The 18,392-nt window shown below is 47.5% G+C and carries 22 protein-coding genes and 1 pseudogene; 20 read left to right on the forward strand and 3 right to left on the reverse strand.

Features of this window, described 5'->3' with window-relative positions; all coding sequences use genetic code 11:
- Positions 1–45 precede the first annotated feature (45 nt).
- The gene (locus tag EJ576_RS21640; RefSeq protein ID WP_028615675.1) at positions 46–381 is read right to left on the reverse strand and encodes a hypothetical protein; all 336 of its coding nucleotides are present in this window, start codon (positions 379–381) and stop codon (positions 46–48) included.
- A gap of 73 nt (positions 382–454) precedes the next feature.
- Positions 455–691 (reverse strand): glutaredoxin family protein, encoded by a 237-nt coding sequence (locus EJ576_RS21645; RefSeq protein WP_122725196.1) that lies wholly within the window; start codon positions 689–691, stop codon positions 455–457.
- Between the two features lie 146 nt (positions 692–837).
- Between EJ576_RS21645 and EJ576_RS21650 the strand changes: the two genes are divergently transcribed.
- Positions 838–2,562 (forward strand): monovalent cation:proton antiporter-2 (CPA2) family protein, encoded by a 1,725-nt coding sequence (locus tag EJ576_RS21650; RefSeq protein WP_126571041.1) that lies wholly within the window; start codon positions 838–840, stop codon positions 2,560–2,562.
- On the opposite strand, the gene EJ576_RS21655 is transcribed toward EJ576_RS21650, so the two are convergent.
- On the reverse strand, positions 2,549–3,757 hold the full coding sequence (locus EJ576_RS21655; protein WP_126571042.1) for an ammonium transporter: 1,209 nt from the start codon (positions 3,755–3,757) through the stop codon (positions 2,549–2,551). The two genes, EJ576_RS21650 and EJ576_RS21655, sit on opposite strands and share 14 nt — an antisense overlap.
- A 341-nt stretch (positions 3,758–4,098) precedes the next feature.
- Here EJ576_RS21655 and EJ576_RS21660 point away from each other — a divergent pair, with 341 nt between their 5' ends.
- The 19 genes and pseudogenes from EJ576_RS21660 (at position 4,099) to EJ576_RS21745 (ending at position 18,330) form a co-directional block, all read left to right on the forward strand.
- A complete protein-coding gene (locus tag EJ576_RS21660) occupies positions 4,099–4,413 on the forward strand; it encodes a YqjD family protein (protein ID WP_010211812.1) in 315 nt (104 codons plus the stop codon).
- A 2-nt stretch (positions 4,414–4,415) separates the two neighbouring features.
- Positions 4,416–4,799, forward strand: coding sequence for a phage holin family protein (locus EJ576_RS21665; protein WP_012723020.1), 384 nt, complete (start codon positions 4,416–4,418; stop codon positions 4,797–4,799).
- Positions 4,796–5,137 carry a hypothetical protein gene (locus tag EJ576_RS21670; protein WP_122725192.1) on the forward strand — a complete coding sequence of 114 codons (342 nt, stop codon included), beginning with the start codon at positions 4,796–4,798 and terminating at the stop codon, positions 5,135–5,137. Before EJ576_RS21665 ends, EJ576_RS21670 begins: the two co-directional genes overlap by 4 nt.
- A gap of 92 nt (positions 5,138–5,229) precedes the next feature.
- Positions 5,230–6,393, forward strand: a complete 1,164-nt coding sequence (locus EJ576_RS21675) for an EAL domain-containing protein (RefSeq protein ID WP_122725190.1) — start codon at positions 5,230–5,232, stop codon at positions 6,391–6,393.
- A gap of 71 nt (positions 6,394–6,464) precedes the next feature.
- A pseudogene (gene dgt, locus EJ576_RS21680) lies at positions 6,465–7,088 on the forward strand (dGTP triphosphohydrolase); the annotation flags it as partial.
- Positions 7,089–7,127: 39 nt separating this feature from the next.
- Positions 7,128–9,104 carry a recombinase family protein gene (locus EJ576_RS21685; RefSeq protein WP_126571043.1) on the forward strand — a complete coding sequence of 659 codons (1,977 nt, stop codon included), beginning with the start codon at positions 7,128–7,130 and terminating at the stop codon, positions 9,102–9,104.
- A gap of 60 nt (positions 9,105–9,164) precedes the next feature.
- Positions 9,165–9,401 (forward strand): hypothetical protein, encoded by a 237-nt coding sequence (locus EJ576_RS21690; protein ID WP_106120154.1) that lies wholly within the window; start codon positions 9,165–9,167, stop codon positions 9,399–9,401.
- 2 nt (positions 9,402–9,403) lie between these two features.
- Positions 9,404–9,847 carry a hypothetical protein gene (locus tag EJ576_RS21695; protein ID WP_126571044.1) on the forward strand — a complete coding sequence of 148 codons (444 nt, stop codon included), beginning with the start codon at positions 9,404–9,406 and terminating at the stop codon, positions 9,845–9,847.
- A complete protein-coding gene (locus EJ576_RS21700) occupies positions 9,844–10,482 on the forward strand; it encodes a hypothetical protein (RefSeq protein WP_126571045.1) in 639 nt (212 codons plus the stop codon). Before EJ576_RS21695 ends, EJ576_RS21700 begins: the two co-directional genes overlap by 4 nt.
- A gap of 533 nt (positions 10,483–11,015) precedes the next feature.
- Positions 11,016–11,645 carry a hypothetical protein gene (locus tag EJ576_RS21705; RefSeq protein ID WP_126571046.1) on the forward strand — a complete coding sequence of 210 codons (630 nt, stop codon included), beginning with the start codon at positions 11,016–11,018 and terminating at the stop codon, positions 11,643–11,645.
- A 124-nt stretch (positions 11,646–11,769) separates the two neighbouring features.
- Complete coding sequence (locus tag EJ576_RS21710) at positions 11,770–12,651, forward strand: hypothetical protein (RefSeq protein WP_126571047.1); 882 nt, start codon at positions 11,770–11,772, stop codon at positions 12,649–12,651.
- A gap of 114 nt (positions 12,652–12,765) precedes the next feature.
- On the forward strand, positions 12,766–12,942 hold the full coding sequence (locus tag EJ576_RS29695; protein ID WP_158628953.1) for a hypothetical protein: 177 nt from the start codon (positions 12,766–12,768) through the stop codon (positions 12,940–12,942).
- 124 nt (positions 12,943–13,066) lie between these two features.
- Positions 13,067–13,768 (forward strand): hypothetical protein, encoded by a 702-nt coding sequence (locus EJ576_RS21715; RefSeq protein WP_126571048.1) that lies wholly within the window; start codon positions 13,067–13,069, stop codon positions 13,766–13,768.
- Between the two features lie 368 nt (positions 13,769–14,136).
- Positions 14,137–14,739 carry a hypothetical protein gene (locus tag EJ576_RS21720; RefSeq protein ID WP_126571049.1) on the forward strand — a complete coding sequence of 201 codons (603 nt, stop codon included), beginning with the start codon at positions 14,137–14,139 and terminating at the stop codon, positions 14,737–14,739.
- 128 nt (positions 14,740–14,867) lie between these two features.
- Positions 14,868–15,656 carry a hypothetical protein gene (locus tag EJ576_RS21725; protein ID WP_126571050.1) on the forward strand — a complete coding sequence of 263 codons (789 nt, stop codon included), beginning with the start codon at positions 14,868–14,870 and terminating at the stop codon, positions 15,654–15,656.
- A 154-nt stretch (positions 15,657–15,810) separates the two neighbouring features.
- Entirely contained in the window at positions 15,811–16,452 is a 642-nt protein-coding gene (locus EJ576_RS21730) for a hypothetical protein (RefSeq protein ID WP_126571051.1), read from the forward strand.
- A 175-nt stretch (positions 16,453–16,627) separates the two neighbouring features.
- Positions 16,628–17,623 carry a hypothetical protein gene (locus EJ576_RS21735; protein WP_126571052.1) on the forward strand — a complete coding sequence of 332 codons (996 nt, stop codon included), beginning with the start codon at positions 16,628–16,630 and terminating at the stop codon, positions 17,621–17,623.
- Positions 17,616–18,056 carry a hypothetical protein gene (locus EJ576_RS21740; RefSeq protein WP_126571053.1) on the forward strand — a complete coding sequence of 147 codons (441 nt, stop codon included), beginning with the start codon at positions 17,616–17,618 and terminating at the stop codon, positions 18,054–18,056. Before EJ576_RS21735 ends, EJ576_RS21740 begins: the two co-directional genes overlap by 8 nt.
- A gap of 1 nt (position 18,057) precedes the next feature.
- Entirely contained in the window at positions 18,058–18,330 is a 273-nt protein-coding gene (locus EJ576_RS21745; RefSeq protein ID WP_126571054.1) for a hypothetical protein, read from the forward strand.
- Positions 18,331–18,392: the final 62 nt, after the last annotated feature.

The following is an 18,392-nucleotide window of genomic DNA, read 5'->3' on the forward strand; positions in this document are numbered from 1 at the left end:
GCGGGCATTATCCCGCATTGCGCGGGATTGAGCCTAGGGCGGATCTCAGGCCTTGGCCAACTCTGCCCGCAGAATCTTCGAGGCACTGGCGGCCTCGGTGAATTCCTTGAGCCAACGCAACACGTCAACTGCTTCCCAGCGGCCCGGATCGTACAACGCGTACAACAAGCCCTGGTAACCCACCACATCCAACTGCTTATGGTAACCGGCGCGCTGGAACAGCGCCTCGATCTCGGCAAAGCAGGTATTGAAATGCACTTTGTTAAACGGCGTCTTGCCTTCCGTGACCAAGCCATCGAGGCGCAGCTCGTTCACCGCGTCGCGCACGACGTTGGCGGACATGCGATTGACGCTGCTTTTCAGTTGTTCGACATTCACCACGGGCGTTCCCTCAATTCAATCGCTGTACAAACATACAGTAACTTAATATTTGGAAACCTGCCATCGCATAAACCTAACGAAGGAAGGCAACAACCTGTTGTGTGTCGAATGGCCAATCCAGTTCCGCCCCGGTGTCTATTCGGCGAAGTACCGGAATCCGCAGGCCGTAGGCTTCGGTCAGGTCCTCGGGATCGGTGATGTCCACCAATTCCACCAGCAACCCGTGTTCGACGAGCGGCATGATTTCGGCTTCGGCAAACTCACACAGGTGGCAACCCAGGGTGCCGAACAACTGGCATTCAGGAAGCATGACGAATGGACCTGATCAGAAAACAGGCACACATTCTAAGCCCGGTGACCGCCGAAGCCCACTCTATAAACCCTGACCCAGGTCACCATGACCTATAACTGTTTCAGCGATTCTCGCGGCTTTTTGCCTGCCCCCCTGCAACGGAGATGCGTGTGTTTGCCAACCTGCTGATTATCCTGGCCTCATCCCTGGTGGTGATTGCGCTGTTTCGTCGCCTGCAATTGCCACCCGTGCTGGGCTACCTGTGCGTCGGCTTGGCCGTGGGGCCCACTGCATTGGATTGGGTGAATGACAGCGAAGAACTGCCCGACCTGGCCGAACTGGGCGTGGTGTTCCTGCTGTTTTCCCTGGGCCTGGAGTTTTCCCTGACCAAGATGCTTGCCTTGCGCCGTGTGGTGTTTGGCCTGGGCAGCTTGCAGGTGCTGGGCTGCGGCGTGCTGCTGGGACTATTGTTGATGGCCCTGGGGGTGGCGCCTGGGATCGCCTTATTGCTGGGTGCAGGACTGGCACTGTCGTCCACAGCCATCGTCAGCAAGGAGCTGACCAGCCTCGGGGAAATCTTCAGTAGCCATGGCCAGAACGCGATTGGCGTGTTGCTGTTCCAGGATGTGGTGGCCGTATTGCTGCTGACCCTGGTGCCGGTGTTCGCTGGCACTGGCGAGCAAGCCTGGTATTGGGCGCTGCCCCTGACACTGGGCAAGACCGTGGTGCTGTTTGTCGGCCTGCTATTGGCCAGTCGCTGGTTGTTGCCGCGCCTGTTTCATGAAGTGGCCGCCTCCCATTCAGCGGAGCTGTTCGTGCTGCTGGCACTGGTGATTGTGTTGTTGACCGCCTGGCTCACTCACCTGCTAGGGCTCTCCCCGGCTCTGGGGGCTTTCCTGGCCGGCATGCTGCTGGGCGAAAGCCACTACCGCCACCAGATCGAGGCGGATATCCGGCCGTTTCGCGACATCCTGCTGGGGTTGTTTTTTGTCAGCATCGGCATGCTGATCGACCTGCAATTGTTTGTCAGCCATAGCCTGCTGATCCTCGGGCTGACGCTTACGCTGATGCTGGTCAAAGGTTGTGTGGTCGGCGTGCTGGTCAAGTTGCGCGGCAGCGACAGTGAAACCGCCTGGCGCAGCGGCCTGGCCCTGGCCCAGGGCGGTGAGTTCTGCTTTGCGTTGATGGCACAGATGCAGCAGAGCCGGTTGATACCTGACGAATTCAACGGCTTACTGCTCGCGGCCACCTTTTGCTCGATGTTGCTCACACCGCTGCTGTTGCGCGCCGCACCCGGCATCGCCCTGCGGCTGCATCGCAAGCCCAACCAGCAGGTGCAGTTGGAAGAAATCACCGCGCTCAACGCAGAGTTACGCGGGCACGCGGTGATTTGTGGCTATGGCCGCGTCGGCCAATCCATCGGACGTTTTCTGCGCAAAGAGCAACAGGTGTTCATCGCGTTGGACGACGACCCGGAACGCGTGCAGGAAGCCGCCACCGAAGACAGCAGCGTGCATTACGGCGATTGTCGGCGTGGCGCATTGCTCAGCGCAGTAGGCCTGGAACGTGCGCGATTGGTGGTAATTGCCGTGGACAACACCGATGTTGCGCTGGTGGTGTTGAAGGAAGCGCGTCGGATCAACGCCGACGTGCCGATCCTGGTGCGCACCCGCGATGACAGCCAGTTAGCTGAACTGAAAGCCGCGGGCGCCAGTGAAGTAGTGCCCGAGTTGCTGGAGTCGAGCCTGATGCTCGCCTCTCACGCCCTGATCCTGCTGGGCCTGCCGGACCAACAGGTCCAGGCGCGGGTGGATGAAGTGCGGCAGAACCGCTATCGCCTGCTGCACGGTTTTTATCGGCAGGCAGACGAGCCGATCAATCCTGACTGACCGCGCCGATCTTGTGGATCGACAGGTCCGCGCCGTAATACTCCTGTTCCTGGCTCAAGCGCAGCCCGTATACACGCTTGATCACGCCATACACCACCAGGCCGCCGACCAGCGCCACCAGCACGCCAAGGGCCGTGCCGATCAACTGGCTGATCAGGCTCACGCCGCCCAGGCCACCCAGGGCGGTCTGGCCGAAAATACCGCAGGCAATGCCGCCCCACACGCCACACAAGCCGTGCAACGGCCACACACCGAGTACATCGTCAATCTTCCAGCGATCCTGGGCGGCGATGAAGAACCACACAAACAGGCCACCCGCGACGGCCCCGGTGACCAGCGCGCCTACCGGGTGCATCAGGTCGGAGCCGGCGCAAATCGCCACCAACCCGGCCAACGGGCCGTTGTGCAGGAAGCCTGGGTCGTTGCGGCCGATGATCAGGGCCGCAACCGTACCGCCGACCATGGCCATCAGCGAGTTGACGGCGACCAGGCCGCTGACGCCGTTCAACGTCTGCGCGCTCATCACGTTGAAGCCGAACCAGCCGACGATCAGGATCCACGACCCCAACGCCAGGAATGGAATGCTCGACGGTGCAAACGCCACCAGGCGCCCTTCTCGATAACGCCCGTTGCGCGGCCCCAGCAGCAACACCGCCGCCAACGCCAGCCACCCCCCCATAGCGTGCACCACCACGGAACCCGCGAAATCATGGAAGCTGGCGCCAAAGGTCGCGAGCAACCAGGCCTGCAGACCGAAATTGCCGTTCCACACCATGCCTTCGAAAAACGGATAGATAAACGCCACGATCAACGCGGTCGCGCAGAGCTGTGGAGCAAACCTTGCACGCTCGGCAATGCCCCCGGAAATGATCGCCGGGATCGCCGCCGCAAAGGTCAGCAGGAAGAAAAACTTCACCAGGCCATAGCCGTGATCGGCGCTGATCACCGCCGCCGGTTGCATGAAGCTCACGCCATAAGAGATCCAATAGCCTATAAAGAAATAGGCCAGGGTGGAGATGGCGAAGTCGCTGAGGATCTTCGACAAGGCGTTGACCTGGTTCTTCTGGCGCACCGTACCGACTTCGAGGAACGCGAAGCCGGCGTGCATGGCCAGGACCATGACCGCCCCGATCAGGATAAACAGGGTATTGGAACTATGGACGAGGGTGTCCACTGCACTTTGCACATTTTCCATGGAGATTGGCAGGCCTGCGATAAAGGCAAAAAGCACCAAAGCGGTTCAAGCCTCAATTGCGCGCACTAAATTGGCACCGCCGGTCCCACCCCTCTTTAGAGGGCGTGAACCGCTTTAGCGCAGCGATCAACACAACAGGCCGTTGCCGACAGGGTTTTTCCGCGAATTTCAGTTATTTAGGGTAAGGTTTTTCAAGGCTTCCTGCCTGACCGCCCAGATTCAGCGCAAGCCTTCGGGCCTGCGCACCAAGGCAAAGCAAAAGCTGTACCACACAATTGCACTGAACCTTCACCGAAGCCGGTGACTCGAAACCTACAGATCAGCCAATCACGGAGATAACCATGGCCAGAAGAACTGCAAAGACTGCTCAAGAAATACTGATGGCGGATTTTCAAACCCTGGTAAGCGACACCGAAAAGTTGCTGGATGACACCAAGGTGCTGGCGGGCGACCAGGCTGACGAGCTGCGCAGCAAGATCCACGAAAGCCTGCTCAAGGCCCGCGAAACCCTGCAACTGACCGAAGATTCCCTGCGCGAACGCGGTCAGGCGGCGGTCACTGCGACCGAAGATTATGTACAGGCCAACCCTTGGCAGTCGGTGGGCATTGCTGCCGGCGTGGGCTTTCTGATCGGCCTGCTGGCCACAAGGCGCTAATCATGTCTATCGGCGAAACGGGCTCGTCCACGGGCACCACATCAAGACGTCTGGGCGCGGCCGTGCTGGGCTTGCTGCATAGCCACGTCGAATTGTTTGGCATTGAATTGCAGGAACAGAAAGCCCGCACCGTCAGCCTGTTGCTGTTTGCCGGCCTGGCGCTAGTGTTTGCGCTGTTGTTGCTGGTGGGGCTGTCGACCCTGGTGATGATCCTGGTGTGGGACACCGGCTACCGACTGACCGGGATCATCTGCCTCTGCGTGTTCTACAGCTTGGCCGCCGCGTTCTGCGGGGTGCGCTTGAAGGCGGCGGTGTTCGATGAATCCACGCCGTTCCACGCCACCCTCGAAGAGCTGGCCAATGACCGGGAGCGCCTGCTGCCATGAGCATCACTGAAATCCCGAAAACCACTTCCCGCCGGGAAATGCGCAAGGCGTTGATCCGCCTGCGCATGGAAATGCACCGTCAGGAGATCCGCCACGAGTCCCAGCAACTGATGCTGCCCCTGAACAAGGTGCGCAACCTGGGGAGCAACTGGCAGGACAGCCTGGGCATCAAGCACGCGCCGCTGTGGGGCGTGGCCGCGGTGACGCTGATGGGTTTCTTTACCGGCAAAGGCGCCAAGGGCGGCGGCATCAGCAGCCTGACGCGCCTGGTGCGCCTCGGCGCCGGCTTGATCCCACTGATCAAACTGGCCATGCAGGGCTCTTCGCGTAAAAGTTGAGCGTGGCTGGCTGCATTCTTGCTAACAGAATCGGCCCGGCCCTCGTTTTCGAGGGCCGGGCCTTTTTTCGCCAACGTTCTTAAGGAGGCCCCGTGATCGACGGGCAACCGCTCGCCTGCTTCCAGCCGTTTATCGACACCGCCACCGGCCGCATTGCCGGCGTCGAGGCCCTGGGCCGTCTGCGTCAGGCTGACGGACGCCTGCAATCCGTGGGCCCGCTGTTCGCTGACCCGCGCACGCCGGGTGTAACCTTGCGCCGGCTCGACCGGCAGATTCGCGACAATGCGTTGAGCCGCTTGCACGAAGTGCCCGAAGACTGGTTCCTGAGCCTGAACATCTCGCCGCGTTGGATCAATCGGCTGCGTCCAGGTCAAGCCCTGCCAAGCCTGAAACAGATCCACCACCATGGCGTCGACCCGCAGCGCATCGTGTTCGAGATCACCGAACTGGGTGGCGACATCCGACGCCTGGCAGACGTGGTGGCGCGCTACCGCGAAGCCGGTGCGCGCATCGCCATCGACGACTTTGGCGCCGGCTATTCCCAGCTCGACCGGGTACTGGCGTTGCAGCCGGATATCCTCAAGCTGGACATGCGCCTGTTCCAGGACGCCGCCCGTGGTGGGCCGAGCAGTGAAGTGGTGCGAGCCTTGGCGCAGATGGCCGAGAAGACCGGCTGCTGGATCATTGCCGAAGGCGTGGAAACCGAGGCGCAGTTGAGCTTCGCCCTGGAGTGCGGCTCGCGCTATGTGCAGGGCTATCTGTTTGCCCAGGCGCAGTTGGACTGGTTCGCCGCCGAGGCCTTCGTGCCGCGTTTCGCCCAGTTGCGCACAACCTACGTCCAGCAGAAGCTGGCGGAACGCGGGCGCGTCATGCAACTGCGCCAACAATTGGCCGAACTGATGAAGATCCTGCAAACCTGGGCCCAGGGGCAATCGCCGCTGAACCAACTGCCGCAACTGCCGGCGTTTCCCTGGCTGCTGCGCTTCTATCAGTGCGACCGGCATGGCACCCAACTCACACCGAACTTCGAGTGGCGCCAGGACGCGTGGCAATCCGACAGCCGCTACCTGGGTCACAACTGGTCGTGGCGCCCGTACTTCTATCATCTGCTGGCCGAGGGCTGGGAAGAGCGGCGCCTGACCCTGTCCTCGACCTACCGCGACGCCACCACCAACCAGTATTGCCTCACCGCCGGACAATTCTTCGATAACGGTCAGCGCTTACTGTTAATCGATATCGATGCGGCCGGGCTGTAGATTTTCGCTTGCCCAGGCTGCGCTGAACCGGGAAGCTGGGAGGGTCATTCACCGCACGGAGAGTACCCGCCTTGGATTGGCCCACCCTGTTGACTCGCGAACGTCTTGGTAAACCGCTGCACAGCCCGGAAGAACTGGGGCGTAGCCCGTTTCACAAAGACCATGACCGTATTATCTTCTCCGGCGCGTTTCGTCGCCTGGGCCGCAAGACCCAAGTGCACCCGGTCTCCAGCAACGACCATATTCACACGCGTCTGACCCATTCCCTGGAAGTGAGCTGCGTGGGTCGCTCCCTCGGTATGCGCGTCGGCGAAACCCTGCGCAGCGCCCTGCCCGACTGGTGCGACCCGAGCGACCTGGGCATGGTGGTGCAGTCGGCCTGCCTGGCCCATGACATCGGCAACCCACCATTCGGGCACTCCGGCGAAGACGCCATCCGCCACTGGTTCCAACAAGCAGCAGGACGTGGCTGGCTGGATGACATGAGCAGCGCCGAGCGCAATGACTTCCTGAACTTCGAAGGCAACGCCCAGGGCTTTCGGGTGCTGACCCAGCTTGAGTACCACCAGTTCGACGGTGGCACCCGGCTGACCTACGCCACCCTGGGCACCTACCTGAAATACCCCTGGACTGCCCGGCACGCCGACTCCCTGGGTTACAAGAAGCACAAGTTCGGCTGCTACCAGAGCGAACTATGATTACGGGCAATTCAGCAACCATTTGTGGTAGCGTATATGACCCTCTCCGACGACGCAAGATCAATGGCACAAGACGACGCCTTACCCGCCCGCAAGATCCTCTATAAATACATCCGTTTTAGCTCGATCCAGCAGGCCCGAGGCTCATCCTTTGCACGCCAGAACGAACGCCTAGAAAAGTATGCAAAAGAGAATGGCTTTGAGGTAAACGACAGCCTCGACCTACGCGACTTCGCTAAATCTGGCTTCCACGGCATCAACAAAGAGATCGATCAGGGGCTAGGCCGATTCATCGCCGCTATCGACAAAGGTTTGATCCCCACAGACGGTACCGCCTACCTAGCGGTTGAGCAGTTCGACCGTATCAGCCGTGAAGACATTGATAAGGCACAAGACCTTTTCAAATCCATTCTGAGAAAGAACGTGAACGTCATCACGCTCATGGATGGCCGTATCTACACGAAAAAATCCCTGTCGAACTTCATGGAGGTGCTGTATTCCCTCTTCCTGATGGAGCAGGCTCACCAAGAATCCTTGAAGAAATCAGACCGTATCAAGGGTGCCTACACCAACAAGATTAAGCGTCTGCATGAGCGTGTGAAGGAACAGAAAGAAGATCTGGCAGCATGGGAGAAAAACCCGGTTGGGAAGAAGCCAGTATTTGAACCACTCATCAATGAAATTCAGTTCAGCTCTCAGGTTCCCGAGTGGATAGACCAGAAGATTGAAATCATCAGTGGTCGGAAATTCAGAAAATTCGTGGTCAATGAAGAGAAGGCGAAAATCATTCGCTACGCCCTGTCTTTGCTGAACGATGACAACGGCTATATGAACGTCAGTCAGCAGCTCAATGAAGAACAAATTCCTAGGTTGGACTTTGTGACCAGAAGGCAACGTAGCACCAGAAAGAACATCTGGACGAACAGTTCTGTAAACAATTTCGTCAACAGTGATTCAATCTTTGGCGAGCTGGCTATTCATGACAACAATTTTGTTGATAAAGAATTTGAGTATGAAGGGATAGCCACGTCAAAAAAGGTGATGACAAGGACACACGTTGTCAACATCCCAAACTACTATCCACCCGTTGTAGATAAGAAGCTCATCATGGGCTTGCGTGCCCGAGCAAACAGCAAGAAAAAAGGCCGTGTTGCTGGAAGGTCAACCAATGACAATCTATTCCAAAACATGCTTTTTTGCGGTAAGTGTGGCGATTCAATGCACATGAAGCAAAGCAAACGTGAAACCAAGACAGGCACGTATGTAAGAAAATATCTGGCGTGTTACTCAGCGGTTCACAATGCTTGTGACGCTAAGATGATTCCGTATGGTGATGTTGAGCGTGAAATCATTAAGTATCTCATCATGCCCTTTGATGAAAATCAGCTTGATGGTGCTGCTAAGGTAGTCAGTGATTCCCGCAATGAAAGAATGTTAGAGCTGGAAGGTGAAATCAAAGCGATTGAAGACCGCATTGATGAATTCACCAAAGAGATTAAAAGTAATAAATCTCTGAAACCGTCTATTGCCTTGTCTTTACTCTCAGAAATGGAAACAGACAAAGACTACAAAATTCTTCAACTGAAAGAGTTGCAAGAACAGAAAGACACCATCATTGATTCATTAGGTGCTAAGCCAGTGGGCAATTTTGACCTTTCGACGGAAGACGGCAGGGTTTCGTTCAAGATTGCCGTTAAACAGCGTTATGCTGGGTTTGTATTGTTCACCAGTGACCAAGTGGTAATGGTCATGCATAAGCGTGGTGGTTCTGAGTTTTTCAAAATTCAGGTCATCAACCGTCGCGGTAAGGCTATTGCACCAGTGCGAACAGCAGACACCATGACGTTGTTTCAGAACATGCTGAACCACATTAAAGAACTGGCTAGGACTTACAAGGAAGGTAAGCTTTATGAAATCATCAAAGCTTACAAAACCAATGACATTACGTTGTTTGAAGAAGATTACAAAAACCGTGGGGCTGAACAGCCAACCACCTACAAACGTGGCGAATAATTAAAGACTAACAACAGTCAGCCGATACAAAGTGACTGAAATTTGCATAGGGGATAGAAAATGAAAGGATTGTCAATTCTCTTCAACATTGCTTCGCTGGCTTGCCTAGCTTATCTGATGATTGAAAAAGGAATGCCAAGAAACGATGAGTGGGGAATCATTATCGCATTTGCCGGGGCTAACATCACATCCCTGATAGTCATCCTGACGGCAAAAGACAATTCATTTCTAGGGCTTTGGCTGCAAAGAAAGAAACTAGAAGAGCAGAAGAAAATTGACGAATTGAAGGCTAAATAATTATGTATCAAATTCAGCATGACATTCAGAAAGAGTCAGAAGCTCTTTTAAAAGCCATTCTGGAATATGAAGCAGCTCATAAGCATGAGCCTGACTTTGTAGATACTATCTATGAATATTACCACTGGAAGATTGAAGAGCTTTTTGACCACATCGAGAAGCATAGAGACAATGGTATATCGACGTTTCAAACCATTGGAATAATGAAAACGTTTTGGGCGTTAGGGAATATTGAGTCATTGAATCGAAAAGCGTTGAGCTTTCTTGATATTCTCGGCCCTGACAATCTTTGCAAAATGACGCAGGACATAACAAACGAAGAATACCGTTTTTATGAAGAACAGACAGGAACGGAATTCTACAAGCTTCACTTAGAAGAACCTGATGACGCACCGCATCGGGAGTATCCATATGACGTATTGACAGGAAGGTCAGTGAAAAGATGAACAATAAGGAGCTGTTAGGTCAAGTCAATGATTTGATGAAACGGGCCTACTGGAATTCCCGCTACTCAAGCGAGATTCGCCGTCTGCACAACATTGCTACTGAGAAGCAAAAGCCCGGTCTGAAAAAGATTATTTCAGAAGCCATTGCAGCCAAGGCAGTGAACCCAGCTCATTCAGGGTCATACAAGCGTTTCTTCAACCGGGGCAGCTTCAAGCCATACGCCCTCTTCTTCCATGCCTTGTTCACACCGCACATGGTCAAAGAACTGACTGAGGTGTTGAAGCTGGTGCTGTTCAGTGAATCGGCCACATCGACCGGGAGCCGTAAGGCAATCGAACTGGCGATGAAGTCATACACCAAGGCCATACGCTGGAATGAGCCAGAAGCCCTACAAGCACTGAAGGCTGCAGTGCTGGTGATTGAGACGTTCGACTATAAAGAAGCTGGTGAATCGGCCCAGCAAGAGCTGAAATCAGCGTTAGAGCTGCTAGTGAATGCAGAAGTGAAAACCAGTGCGGAAATCATCAGTATCAAGGCATACAGCCAGCTTTCACGTATGCAGGTTCACTACCAAGGCACTGACCTTCACGACCTTGCAACAATGGCATTCAACCGAGCTTGCTACCTGATTTGACCATCAGTAGAAACGACGAAGCCCCTAGGATGGGGCTTTTCATGTGTGCCTGAAGTAATAAACCCCTAAGAATTTTGGAGGGACTTAGGGGCAATTACAACAAACAAGCTTTTTGAAATCATGTAACGTAGGAGAAGCGAACATACAAATATAAAATAGAGTCAATCAAATCAAGTAAGAATTATCAATAAATTAAATAACAGATTAGCTCTAATACAAAGCATACCAACTCAAAATTGTTTGTCAAATAAATAGTAAGTCTTTTATTGTAATAAGCTATTTATATATTATAATGTTAGTAGATGAACATTTTGATAAACATGGATAACTTAAGTCAGAAAGAAGAGATATTCTTAAATCTCTATACGAAACACAAACACAATGAAACATCAGACAGTATAAAGATAACGCACGGCCACCTAATCAAGCCTGATATGAATTTCGAGTCAGTTCTAGAACTTGGCTCAAACTACATGTATTTGTTCGGGAAGACGAACAGTGATGAAATGTTCAATTTCATACAAAAGAACAAAGTGACATTCTCGGATAACAAATTCAAATCAATATACAGCACCATCTTTAACAAAGAAATTGAAGTCAGCATAGACTTTAACAAAATAAAAGAAAACGTCTTTGACAATTACGACTTAGTGACTTCACAAGCAGCAATCTTCTTGAAAGAGGTAGGTTGCACACCGAGTCAGGTTAATCTTTTCACAAGCAATTCCACAAAATTCAAAGAAATGGCTGAAACGTTGGTGCATGATTATTTCTATCAGACCAAACAAGCTATTGATCCAGACCTTCTGGCAGGTAAACACTTACAGACCATCTTTAAAGAAATGGGAAATGGCTATGAGAACATACAGTTAAAATTTAGGGATGCAGCTAAAATTGATAATTGGCGATATGAGCATGGTCTTTTGATAGCCCCCTGCAAAGCAATCTTAACGCACCATAATAAGGCTGTAGATTTGATAAACAACCTAGGCGGTGGTTATGAATTATCCACCATTGTGAAAGATAAGAAGTTCTTTGAAAAAATCAAAGCAGAACACATGAACTATGAACCAGATGACAACCTCTATAAGTCAATGCTGAAAGAAATCAAAGCTCATGAAGAAACGCCAAAACCTAAAATCAACACAATAAAACTTAAATAACCTAGCAAGACAATAAGACCAGCCAAGTGCTGGTTTAGTTTTTCCATTAGCAAAATATTATAGTGCGTTGATTTTGATTGTGTGAATGGTAAGATAACCTCATAAACATCATGAAAGGAGAATTATGGCTATTACCGAATCAAATTATGAATTCATAAAAGACATTGAGAGCCTTGGCTACTCAATACAAGCGACCAGTGCTAGTGGTGGCTGGAACAAATTACACCTGATAGAAAATCAAGAAAGGGTAAGTAGTCACCAATTCCGAAGCGAAAGCTACAACCAGCGAATAAAGGACGTTAGAGAACACATTGCTGGCACTTCAAAGGATGGCGTCAAGTCAGACAGCTATCTCTATTACGCTACCCGTGGTCTATTGCTAAAAGCAGTTGCTCACACATTAGCAACCGACAGACCACAAGGCGTGATAGCTCATCACATCAAAGCTAAATTTGATTCAGCTACCAACCACATACTTGATAAAGAATTACAGGTGTATGGCAAGAGTGTTCACGAATTCACATCAAACCTCACTGGCGTTAAATACCCTTCTGCTGTTCATGAGAAAAACCTTCTGGTTAAACAGATAGAAGCAATGGGCTGTGACCTTCAAGTCAAATCCAGCCAAGGTGTGGCTTTAAGAATTTATGTAGTCGATTCAAAGAAAGCCCCTATTGGCTATGCCAACACCAAATCATCAGAAGATGGGCAAACGAGAAGCGTTGATGATGTAATGGCAAGGATTGAAGGCCGCGAGCGTATCAGTGATGAAAAGATAGACAGAACGCTCATGAATGCACTCAAAGAAGCCCGTGCGATAGCCTTAGTAGACTCTTACCAAAATAACACCATGACTAAGCCTGAAATGCTCAGTATCGCTAAAACCTTTGATGATCAGAGCAAGCTATATCTTCAAGACAGACTGACCATGAAAAGTATAGACACTGCAAAATTCCAGAGTGATTTGAAAGAAGTTAAGACCGTTAAACACAAAAACAAGATGTAAGAACTAGACCAGCCAAGTGCTGGTTTTTTCATATATATTAAAAATATTAACTGCACCCTATTTACATTTAAGAATGCAATGATAACCTGAAACTAACAAACGAGGATTATCAACATGAGAGACATTACTTTAAAAGAAACAGCATTGAGCAAATCATTGAACAAATTGAAAGATGGTGTGATTGTAGCGGCTTCATTGACATTCGTAGTAATTATAGCGTTAGGTGCGGTTGACGCATCAGTTAATGATAGAACCGACATGAGAAATACAAAGATAGAGTTTACCAAGTGAGAGATACAAGTTTTAAGAAGCCAGCCAAGAGCTGGTTTTTTTGTGTCTGCAACTTATTTAGCTCTACCATGTTTACATTTAAGAATTGTTTGTTATGATTAAATAAACAACATCTTTATTTAATATGAACATAAGAGATAAGAACGCAGAAGACAGAGAATTCATTTACGCTAAAAACAAATTCTGGTCAGAAGAACCCAAAGAGGTTTTCAAAGGTACAGTGGCTAGCTACTACGGGATAGAAGCTGTTACGACAAAGAAAGCTTTGAACCACCTAACCAGAGAAAAAGCTTTGCTGGATAAAGCTTTGAAATGCCTTGAAGCTGATGCTACTACTTTTGGAATATTAACAAACAGAAACATCAAATCTGAAATCAAAAGAATAAATACCTTGCGTGAAGCCATTACAGCCAGCATGAGCAAGGTCAATGACTTTGATGAATATGAGCTTGTCATCGTTAACAACGCCGAGAGCGGCAACGGTAAGCCCTATTCAGTGGAGTCTTTCGCTGACTTCATGCACAAGATTACCCAAGTCTATAAGCTCGCTGAAATCACACAAGAACAGCATGTTAGAACCAAAAATGCAGAACGTTGTGATATGGATAGATTTGAAAGATTAGAAGATGACTATCATAACAAGACAGGCATAATTAATATGCTGATGGTTTTCATACAAATCTTCCCATTGATGATACTCCTTGAAGCTGACTTTAAAATAGTTATGGAATCACCATTAACAGCACCATTATCTATTGTTCTTCCTTTCTGGTGGATATTCATTCAACCTCGGATTATCAAGAAACTAATCAAGAAGCCAGCGTAATGCTGGTTTTTTAGTGATAGCTCTTCTTATATATAAATCTCGAGTTACAATATATTAAAATAAACAACAACAGGAAAACATGAAAAAAACACAAAGCAAAGAATCCAAGAGAATACGCAAAACCGATACCACAGTTTTTCCGCTTGAATTTATTCGAATGTTGAATTCAAAAGAAAAAAAAGGAAAGCTCATATCATTAGATGTTAATGAAGAAGACTTCTTTAAATAATCAAAAATGATATTTAAAAGCCAGCGTGATGCTGGTTTTCTTTTTATTCAGAAAATACATTAACTATTTAACATCCAACCTATTTACATTTAAGAATGAAATGGTAAGTTGATAAGAACAAACAACAAAAGGTGCATATATGCTAGGAACAATAAATTTAAATCTTTGCCCATTCGCAGGGAAGTTAGTAATACCGGGTTCATCCCAACAACACATCACACTTAACGCCAGAAGAAAACAGATAATCTATAAAGCTGGGAGTAAGCAAAAACACCGCATCTTGTTCACTGTCTGTAAATTCATGGGCGAGACAATACAAGCCAACGCTACCAAGCCAATAGACCTAGAGAGGTTACAGCCAGTTCTACAGAAATGGTTGGATGGGGTATGTGCAATCTCATTCAAAACAGAAACAACCAACCAATCAGGAATAGAAATCCAAGCCATCAACGATGGGAAACGTGCCGTTCTTGAAGGATTAGGCTTAAACCAATCCAATTACGTCAGTCATGAAGAAGACACTAGCCCTACCCCATCAGAAGAGCTTGTAACAGCTTCTGAGCTTGAGCCAGTGGCAGAACCAGTAGAGCCAACCACCAAGACCTTCACACTGCCGATAAGCAGCCAGAAAGCGGTGACGTTGACCATTCCTATTGACCTCACAAAAGACGAAGCGGAATTGATAGCGAACAGCTCTCTGGAATATTTAAAAGCGTTATTACTCTCTCAGTATAAAGAATGAATCAAGCCAGCTAGTAGCTGGTTTTTTACGCCTGAACATTTTAATTCTAAGAATAATCGCCCTTCTCTATTTACATTTAAGAAATGTATAGTAAGTTGATATATAACTAAACAACAAAAAAAATAATCATGAATGATACCAACACAAACAACAGCACAAAAAATAAATCATCTGTAAAAGCATCTTCAATACCAGTGTTCTTTTTAATAGCAACATTTCTTAGCATTTTAGGTGTAACCAATAAGGATGAAATAGCATTAGAGGCGGCAACGAACCAACAAAAGATAGCAATTGAACGTCAGTCTTTTTACAAACAAATGCAACAAGAAATGCTTGAATCAACATATAACAACGTTGAAAATAGCAAACCAATCACGAAAGATGATATTGCGAAACAATATATATCCGTCATTGATGAGTTATTAGCTAGGCGTAAATCAAAAGAAGAGCTTCTAAACAAAAAGGTCAACGATGTACTTGAAATGGTAAGACCAGTAAATAGAAAATCCATAGGATATGCTGACGACATTGAATTAGCAGCCAAAAAGGTAATATACAAAGAAAACCTATGTGCGATGAAGAACATTGATACAAGAATTGAATGCGAAGATTCAAGAAGATTGGTGATTAACAGGTTAGTAATGGATGTGACTTACTTCCATGAAAATCGTGAAGCCATAACTAGAACTAACGTTATGTACAACAGGTATGTTTTAGAAGCGAAAGCCGAAGCTATGGCATCACTATTAGATGCTGATGAACCAGCTAATACTGAGCCGTTAGATTTAGAACATTACGCAAATTTGATGGATTATATTAACTATACCCTTATTACAATTAGCATTATTTTACTAATCTGGATTTGTGTATTAGCCAACGCAGGTGAAAAGATTAAGAAAAAAGACGAGTCTAACTAAGAATGAAAACAGCCACATAAGGAGTAATTCATTATTCTAAAATGAAGCAAACCAAATCAATCAACCGGCTAATAGCTGGTTTTTTTCGGCCATACTATTTACATTTAAGAAACGAGTAGTAACATGAATACATAAACATATAAAAAGAGGAAAAATGCTCAAATCAATCATAAGAAGTCTCACCGACTACATTAACAATAACAGACAAGATATTAGAACCACCCTTAAATTCTCTTCCATTTTGACCGCTGGCATCATGGCTATGTTCGCATTTCATCCGGCCTTAATGAGCGTATGGGCTTACATTGCGGTTGGCTTTGATACCATGTTCCTAGGCTTCACATTCGCCATCGAATCCACAGCACACGTCATCTACGAAGCCGCAGCCTTGTTATGGGCGGGCATAGCTAAGGTAGCCGCTTACCTTTACACATCAATGGTAGCCCTATTGACGGTTGGTGGAGAATGGGCAACAGCGTTCAAACAGTTCCTTTCTCTACCGCTTCTAGAAATGGCGAATGTTTCAATAGAAAATATAGGATACTTTTTTACTGGATTTCTTCTTTTCATACTCACGATGCTTTCAGTAATCGTCACAAGGAAAGTTATTAAAGATATTAAAAAACTCTACACAGATGATGAAAATATAGATAGTCCATTTAAAGGAATATCACCCTTAACACTTGCTTTGCTTTTTATATCACTACCGATAATAGTTGCCGTTTCAATACTCCATCATCTATTTTCTAAGAGCGAGGAAGAGAATGGTGAAGACCAAAAACAAAAAAACGTGTAAGAAACTAAAGATATAATTGCATCATACAAAGGTAAATTGAATGAAAATAAAACCAGCGATTAAGCTGGTTTTTTTTACGCCTGAACATTTCAATACTAAATATATTCATCCTTCTCTATTTACATTTAATAATTACATAGTAATGTATTAAGTATACAAACATCAAAAGGAAAACATGAAATCATCAAAACTTGTAGTTGCCATATTCGCATACGCTACTATCACATTTTGCTCAGCCTATTACATATCAACAAAAGAAGTCACATCAGCAGTCCTTGTTGATAAAGCTAAGCACTCGCTAGACCTTACAACGAATGGCCTTCACAACATCAGCATCAGTGAAGCATTCACCATCGACAAGTCAGAAGCCGCACAAATCAACTTCTTACGTTGCTCATTTGCTCGCCCTGAATTCAGGTTTAGCTGGTTCTGTCACCAACAGAAAATCGACGGCAAAATGACCAAAAATTCATATGTAGCTTTGAAGGATGATCAACAGAAGTATTTCAGAGAGAACGTAATTAAGAGCGTTGCTTATGAAGGTAGGAAATGGGCACAACAGGCCGAGCAGTTAAGCACATTCGCCAGAATTCAAAGCTCACATGAGAAGGTCAATGAAAAGGCAAAAGCTTCTGGTGTGAATGGTGAAGCAAAATCTGTTGAAAGCGTTGAGCAAGGTGGACGCGAGCTAATGGAAGCTGGAACACAGGTAATCATTGGAAAAAACATTAGCGACTTTAGAAAAAATATTAGCAACTCCCCCCTCGGAATAGACCCTATTACTGAGTTTAGTAATTTCTCAATCAAATACATTGAAAGGCGTTTCATAGACAGTGAAAGTCCGTCAGCAATCAAGGATTTTGGAATTTTGAATTACTCAGGAAAAAATGACCCTCTTGCAAAGATAAATGATGGCTTGATTGACGCTCACTTAGTACTGATTTTTCTTTTAAGCATCTCAATTGGAATTGCGGTTGCTGCATATGACAGCGAAGGCGATTTAAAACAAAAAGTTAAGGTATTGAGAAAGAGAAGATACAAGTTGCTCAGAACTGCTAAGCCTTTCAGCAAAGAAGCCGCAGAGATTAGAGAGCTTGATATTAAAATTGAGGAACTTGACAACAAAATAGCGAAGTTGAAAGATGAAGTAAAAGGTGAAAACCATGAATAATGTATTTCATGGCTTTCCATCAAAGCTTTCATCAGCAATGATTTCAATTATCTTAATGGTCATGTGCATATGTTTATTTGCACTTTCTGAACAGAGATTCTTTCCGATGACGAAAGCTCATATCTATCAAAACATTGGTTATTACTCAGGCTTTGGTGAACAACAGAAACCAGAATTCAACATAGAACAAGTGTCTAAGATTGATTTTGCTTTTGGAAAATACAGAATACTTCAGACCCCATCTAATTATTACCGAGTAGTTAGACAGCTCAGTGAAATACCAGAAGCGGATGATTACAAGATAAGACAGATAAGCCTGTCAGACTCAACACTTTTGAAAACATTAGTCATGGTTAAACTCATGAACGGTGTGGATTTAGACGGCACACCAGTAGAAATAAAAAACAAATCAATAACACTAGGAGGTAAATAAGATGAATAAAAGAAAACCCGGTGATAAATTATTCTCCAATTGCGATAGATATTTACACCACTTGAATTTTGCATTCAACATTTTGTTTGCCACTGCTTATTTTCTTTATTCAAGCTACCAGCTTATTGATAGTAAAATTGGAGCAGCGGAAATCATCTACTTTTTGATGATTAACGGCTGTATTTTCTATTGGACGTATTTACTTCTCAGGATTTCAATTGAGAAAGAAGAAAAGCACAAGTCTCAGTTGAGAGGTGATTCAGATGAAAAGTAATCGTTGGAACACTCACACCACCAAAATCTTCATGGCGACCTACTCAGCAGCTTTCATTTTGA

The organism is Pseudomonas sp. C 49-2 (genome assembly GCF_003970195.1).
GTDB classification, from domain to species: Bacteria; Pseudomonadota; Gammaproteobacteria; order Pseudomonadales; family Pseudomonadaceae; genus Aquipseudomonas; species Aquipseudomonas canadensis.

What these genes read in the sequence shown, in the direction of transcription:
- EJ576_RS21725 (WP_126571050.1), top strand. Translation starts at nt 14,868, where the DNA reads ATGAATGATACCAACACAAACAACAGCACAAAAAATAAATCATCTGTA.
- EJ576_RS21720 (WP_126571049.1), top strand. Translation starts at nt 14,137, where the DNA reads ATGCTAGGAACAATAAATTTAAATCTTTGCCCATTCGCAGGGAAGTTA.
- EJ576_RS21740 (WP_126571053.1), top strand. Translation starts at nt 17,616, where the DNA reads ATGAATAATGTATTTCATGGCTTTCCATCAAAGCTTTCATCAGCAATG.
- EJ576_RS21685 (WP_126571043.1), top strand. Translation starts at nt 7,128, where the DNA reads ATGACCCTCTCCGACGACGCAAGATCAATGGCACAAGACGACGCCTTA.
- EJ576_RS21665 (WP_012723020.1), top strand. Translation starts at nt 4,416, where the DNA reads ATGTCTATCGGCGAAACGGGCTCGTCCACGGGCACCACATCAAGACGT.
- EJ576_RS21650 (WP_126571041.1), top strand. Translation starts at nt 838, where the DNA reads ATGCGTGTGTTTGCCAACCTGCTGATTATCCTGGCCTCATCCCTGGTG.
- EJ576_RS21695 (WP_126571044.1), top strand. Translation starts at nt 9,404, where the DNA reads ATGTATCAAATTCAGCATGACATTCAGAAAGAGTCAGAAGCTCTTTTA.
- EJ576_RS21655 (WP_126571042.1), bottom strand. Translation starts at nt 3,757, where the DNA reads ATGGAAAATGTGCAAAGTGCAGTGGACACCCTCGTCCATAGTTCCAAT.
- EJ576_RS21710 (WP_126571047.1), top strand. Translation starts at nt 11,770, where the DNA reads ATGGCTATTACCGAATCAAATTATGAATTCATAAAAGACATTGAGAGC.
- EJ576_RS21670 (WP_122725192.1), top strand. Translation starts at nt 4,796, where the DNA reads ATGAGCATCACTGAAATCCCGAAAACCACTTCCCGCCGGGAAATGCGC.
- EJ576_RS21690 (WP_106120154.1), top strand. Translation starts at nt 9,165, where the DNA reads ATGAAAGGATTGTCAATTCTCTTCAACATTGCTTCGCTGGCTTGCCTA.
- EJ576_RS29695 (WP_158628953.1), top strand. Translation starts at nt 12,766, where the DNA reads ATGAGAGACATTACTTTAAAAGAAACAGCATTGAGCAAATCATTGAAC.
- EJ576_RS21660 (WP_010211812.1), top strand. Translation starts at nt 4,099, where the DNA reads ATGGCCAGAAGAACTGCAAAGACTGCTCAAGAAATACTGATGGCGGAT.
- EJ576_RS21715 (WP_126571048.1), top strand. Translation starts at nt 13,067, where the DNA reads ATGAACATAAGAGATAAGAACGCAGAAGACAGAGAATTCATTTACGCT.
- EJ576_RS21745 (WP_126571054.1), top strand. Translation starts at nt 18,058, where the DNA reads ATGAATAAAAGAAAACCCGGTGATAAATTATTCTCCAATTGCGATAGA.
- EJ576_RS21730 (WP_126571051.1), top strand. Translation starts at nt 15,811, where the DNA reads ATGCTCAAATCAATCATAAGAAGTCTCACCGACTACATTAACAATAAC.
- EJ576_RS21700 (WP_126571045.1), top strand. Translation starts at nt 9,844, where the DNA reads ATGAACAATAAGGAGCTGTTAGGTCAAGTCAATGATTTGATGAAACGG.
- EJ576_RS21645 (WP_122725196.1), bottom strand. Translation starts at nt 691, where the DNA reads ATGCTTCCTGAATGCCAGTTGTTCGGCACCCTGGGTTGCCACCTGTGT.
- EJ576_RS21735 (WP_126571052.1), top strand. Translation starts at nt 16,628, where the DNA reads ATGAAATCATCAAAACTTGTAGTTGCCATATTCGCATACGCTACTATC.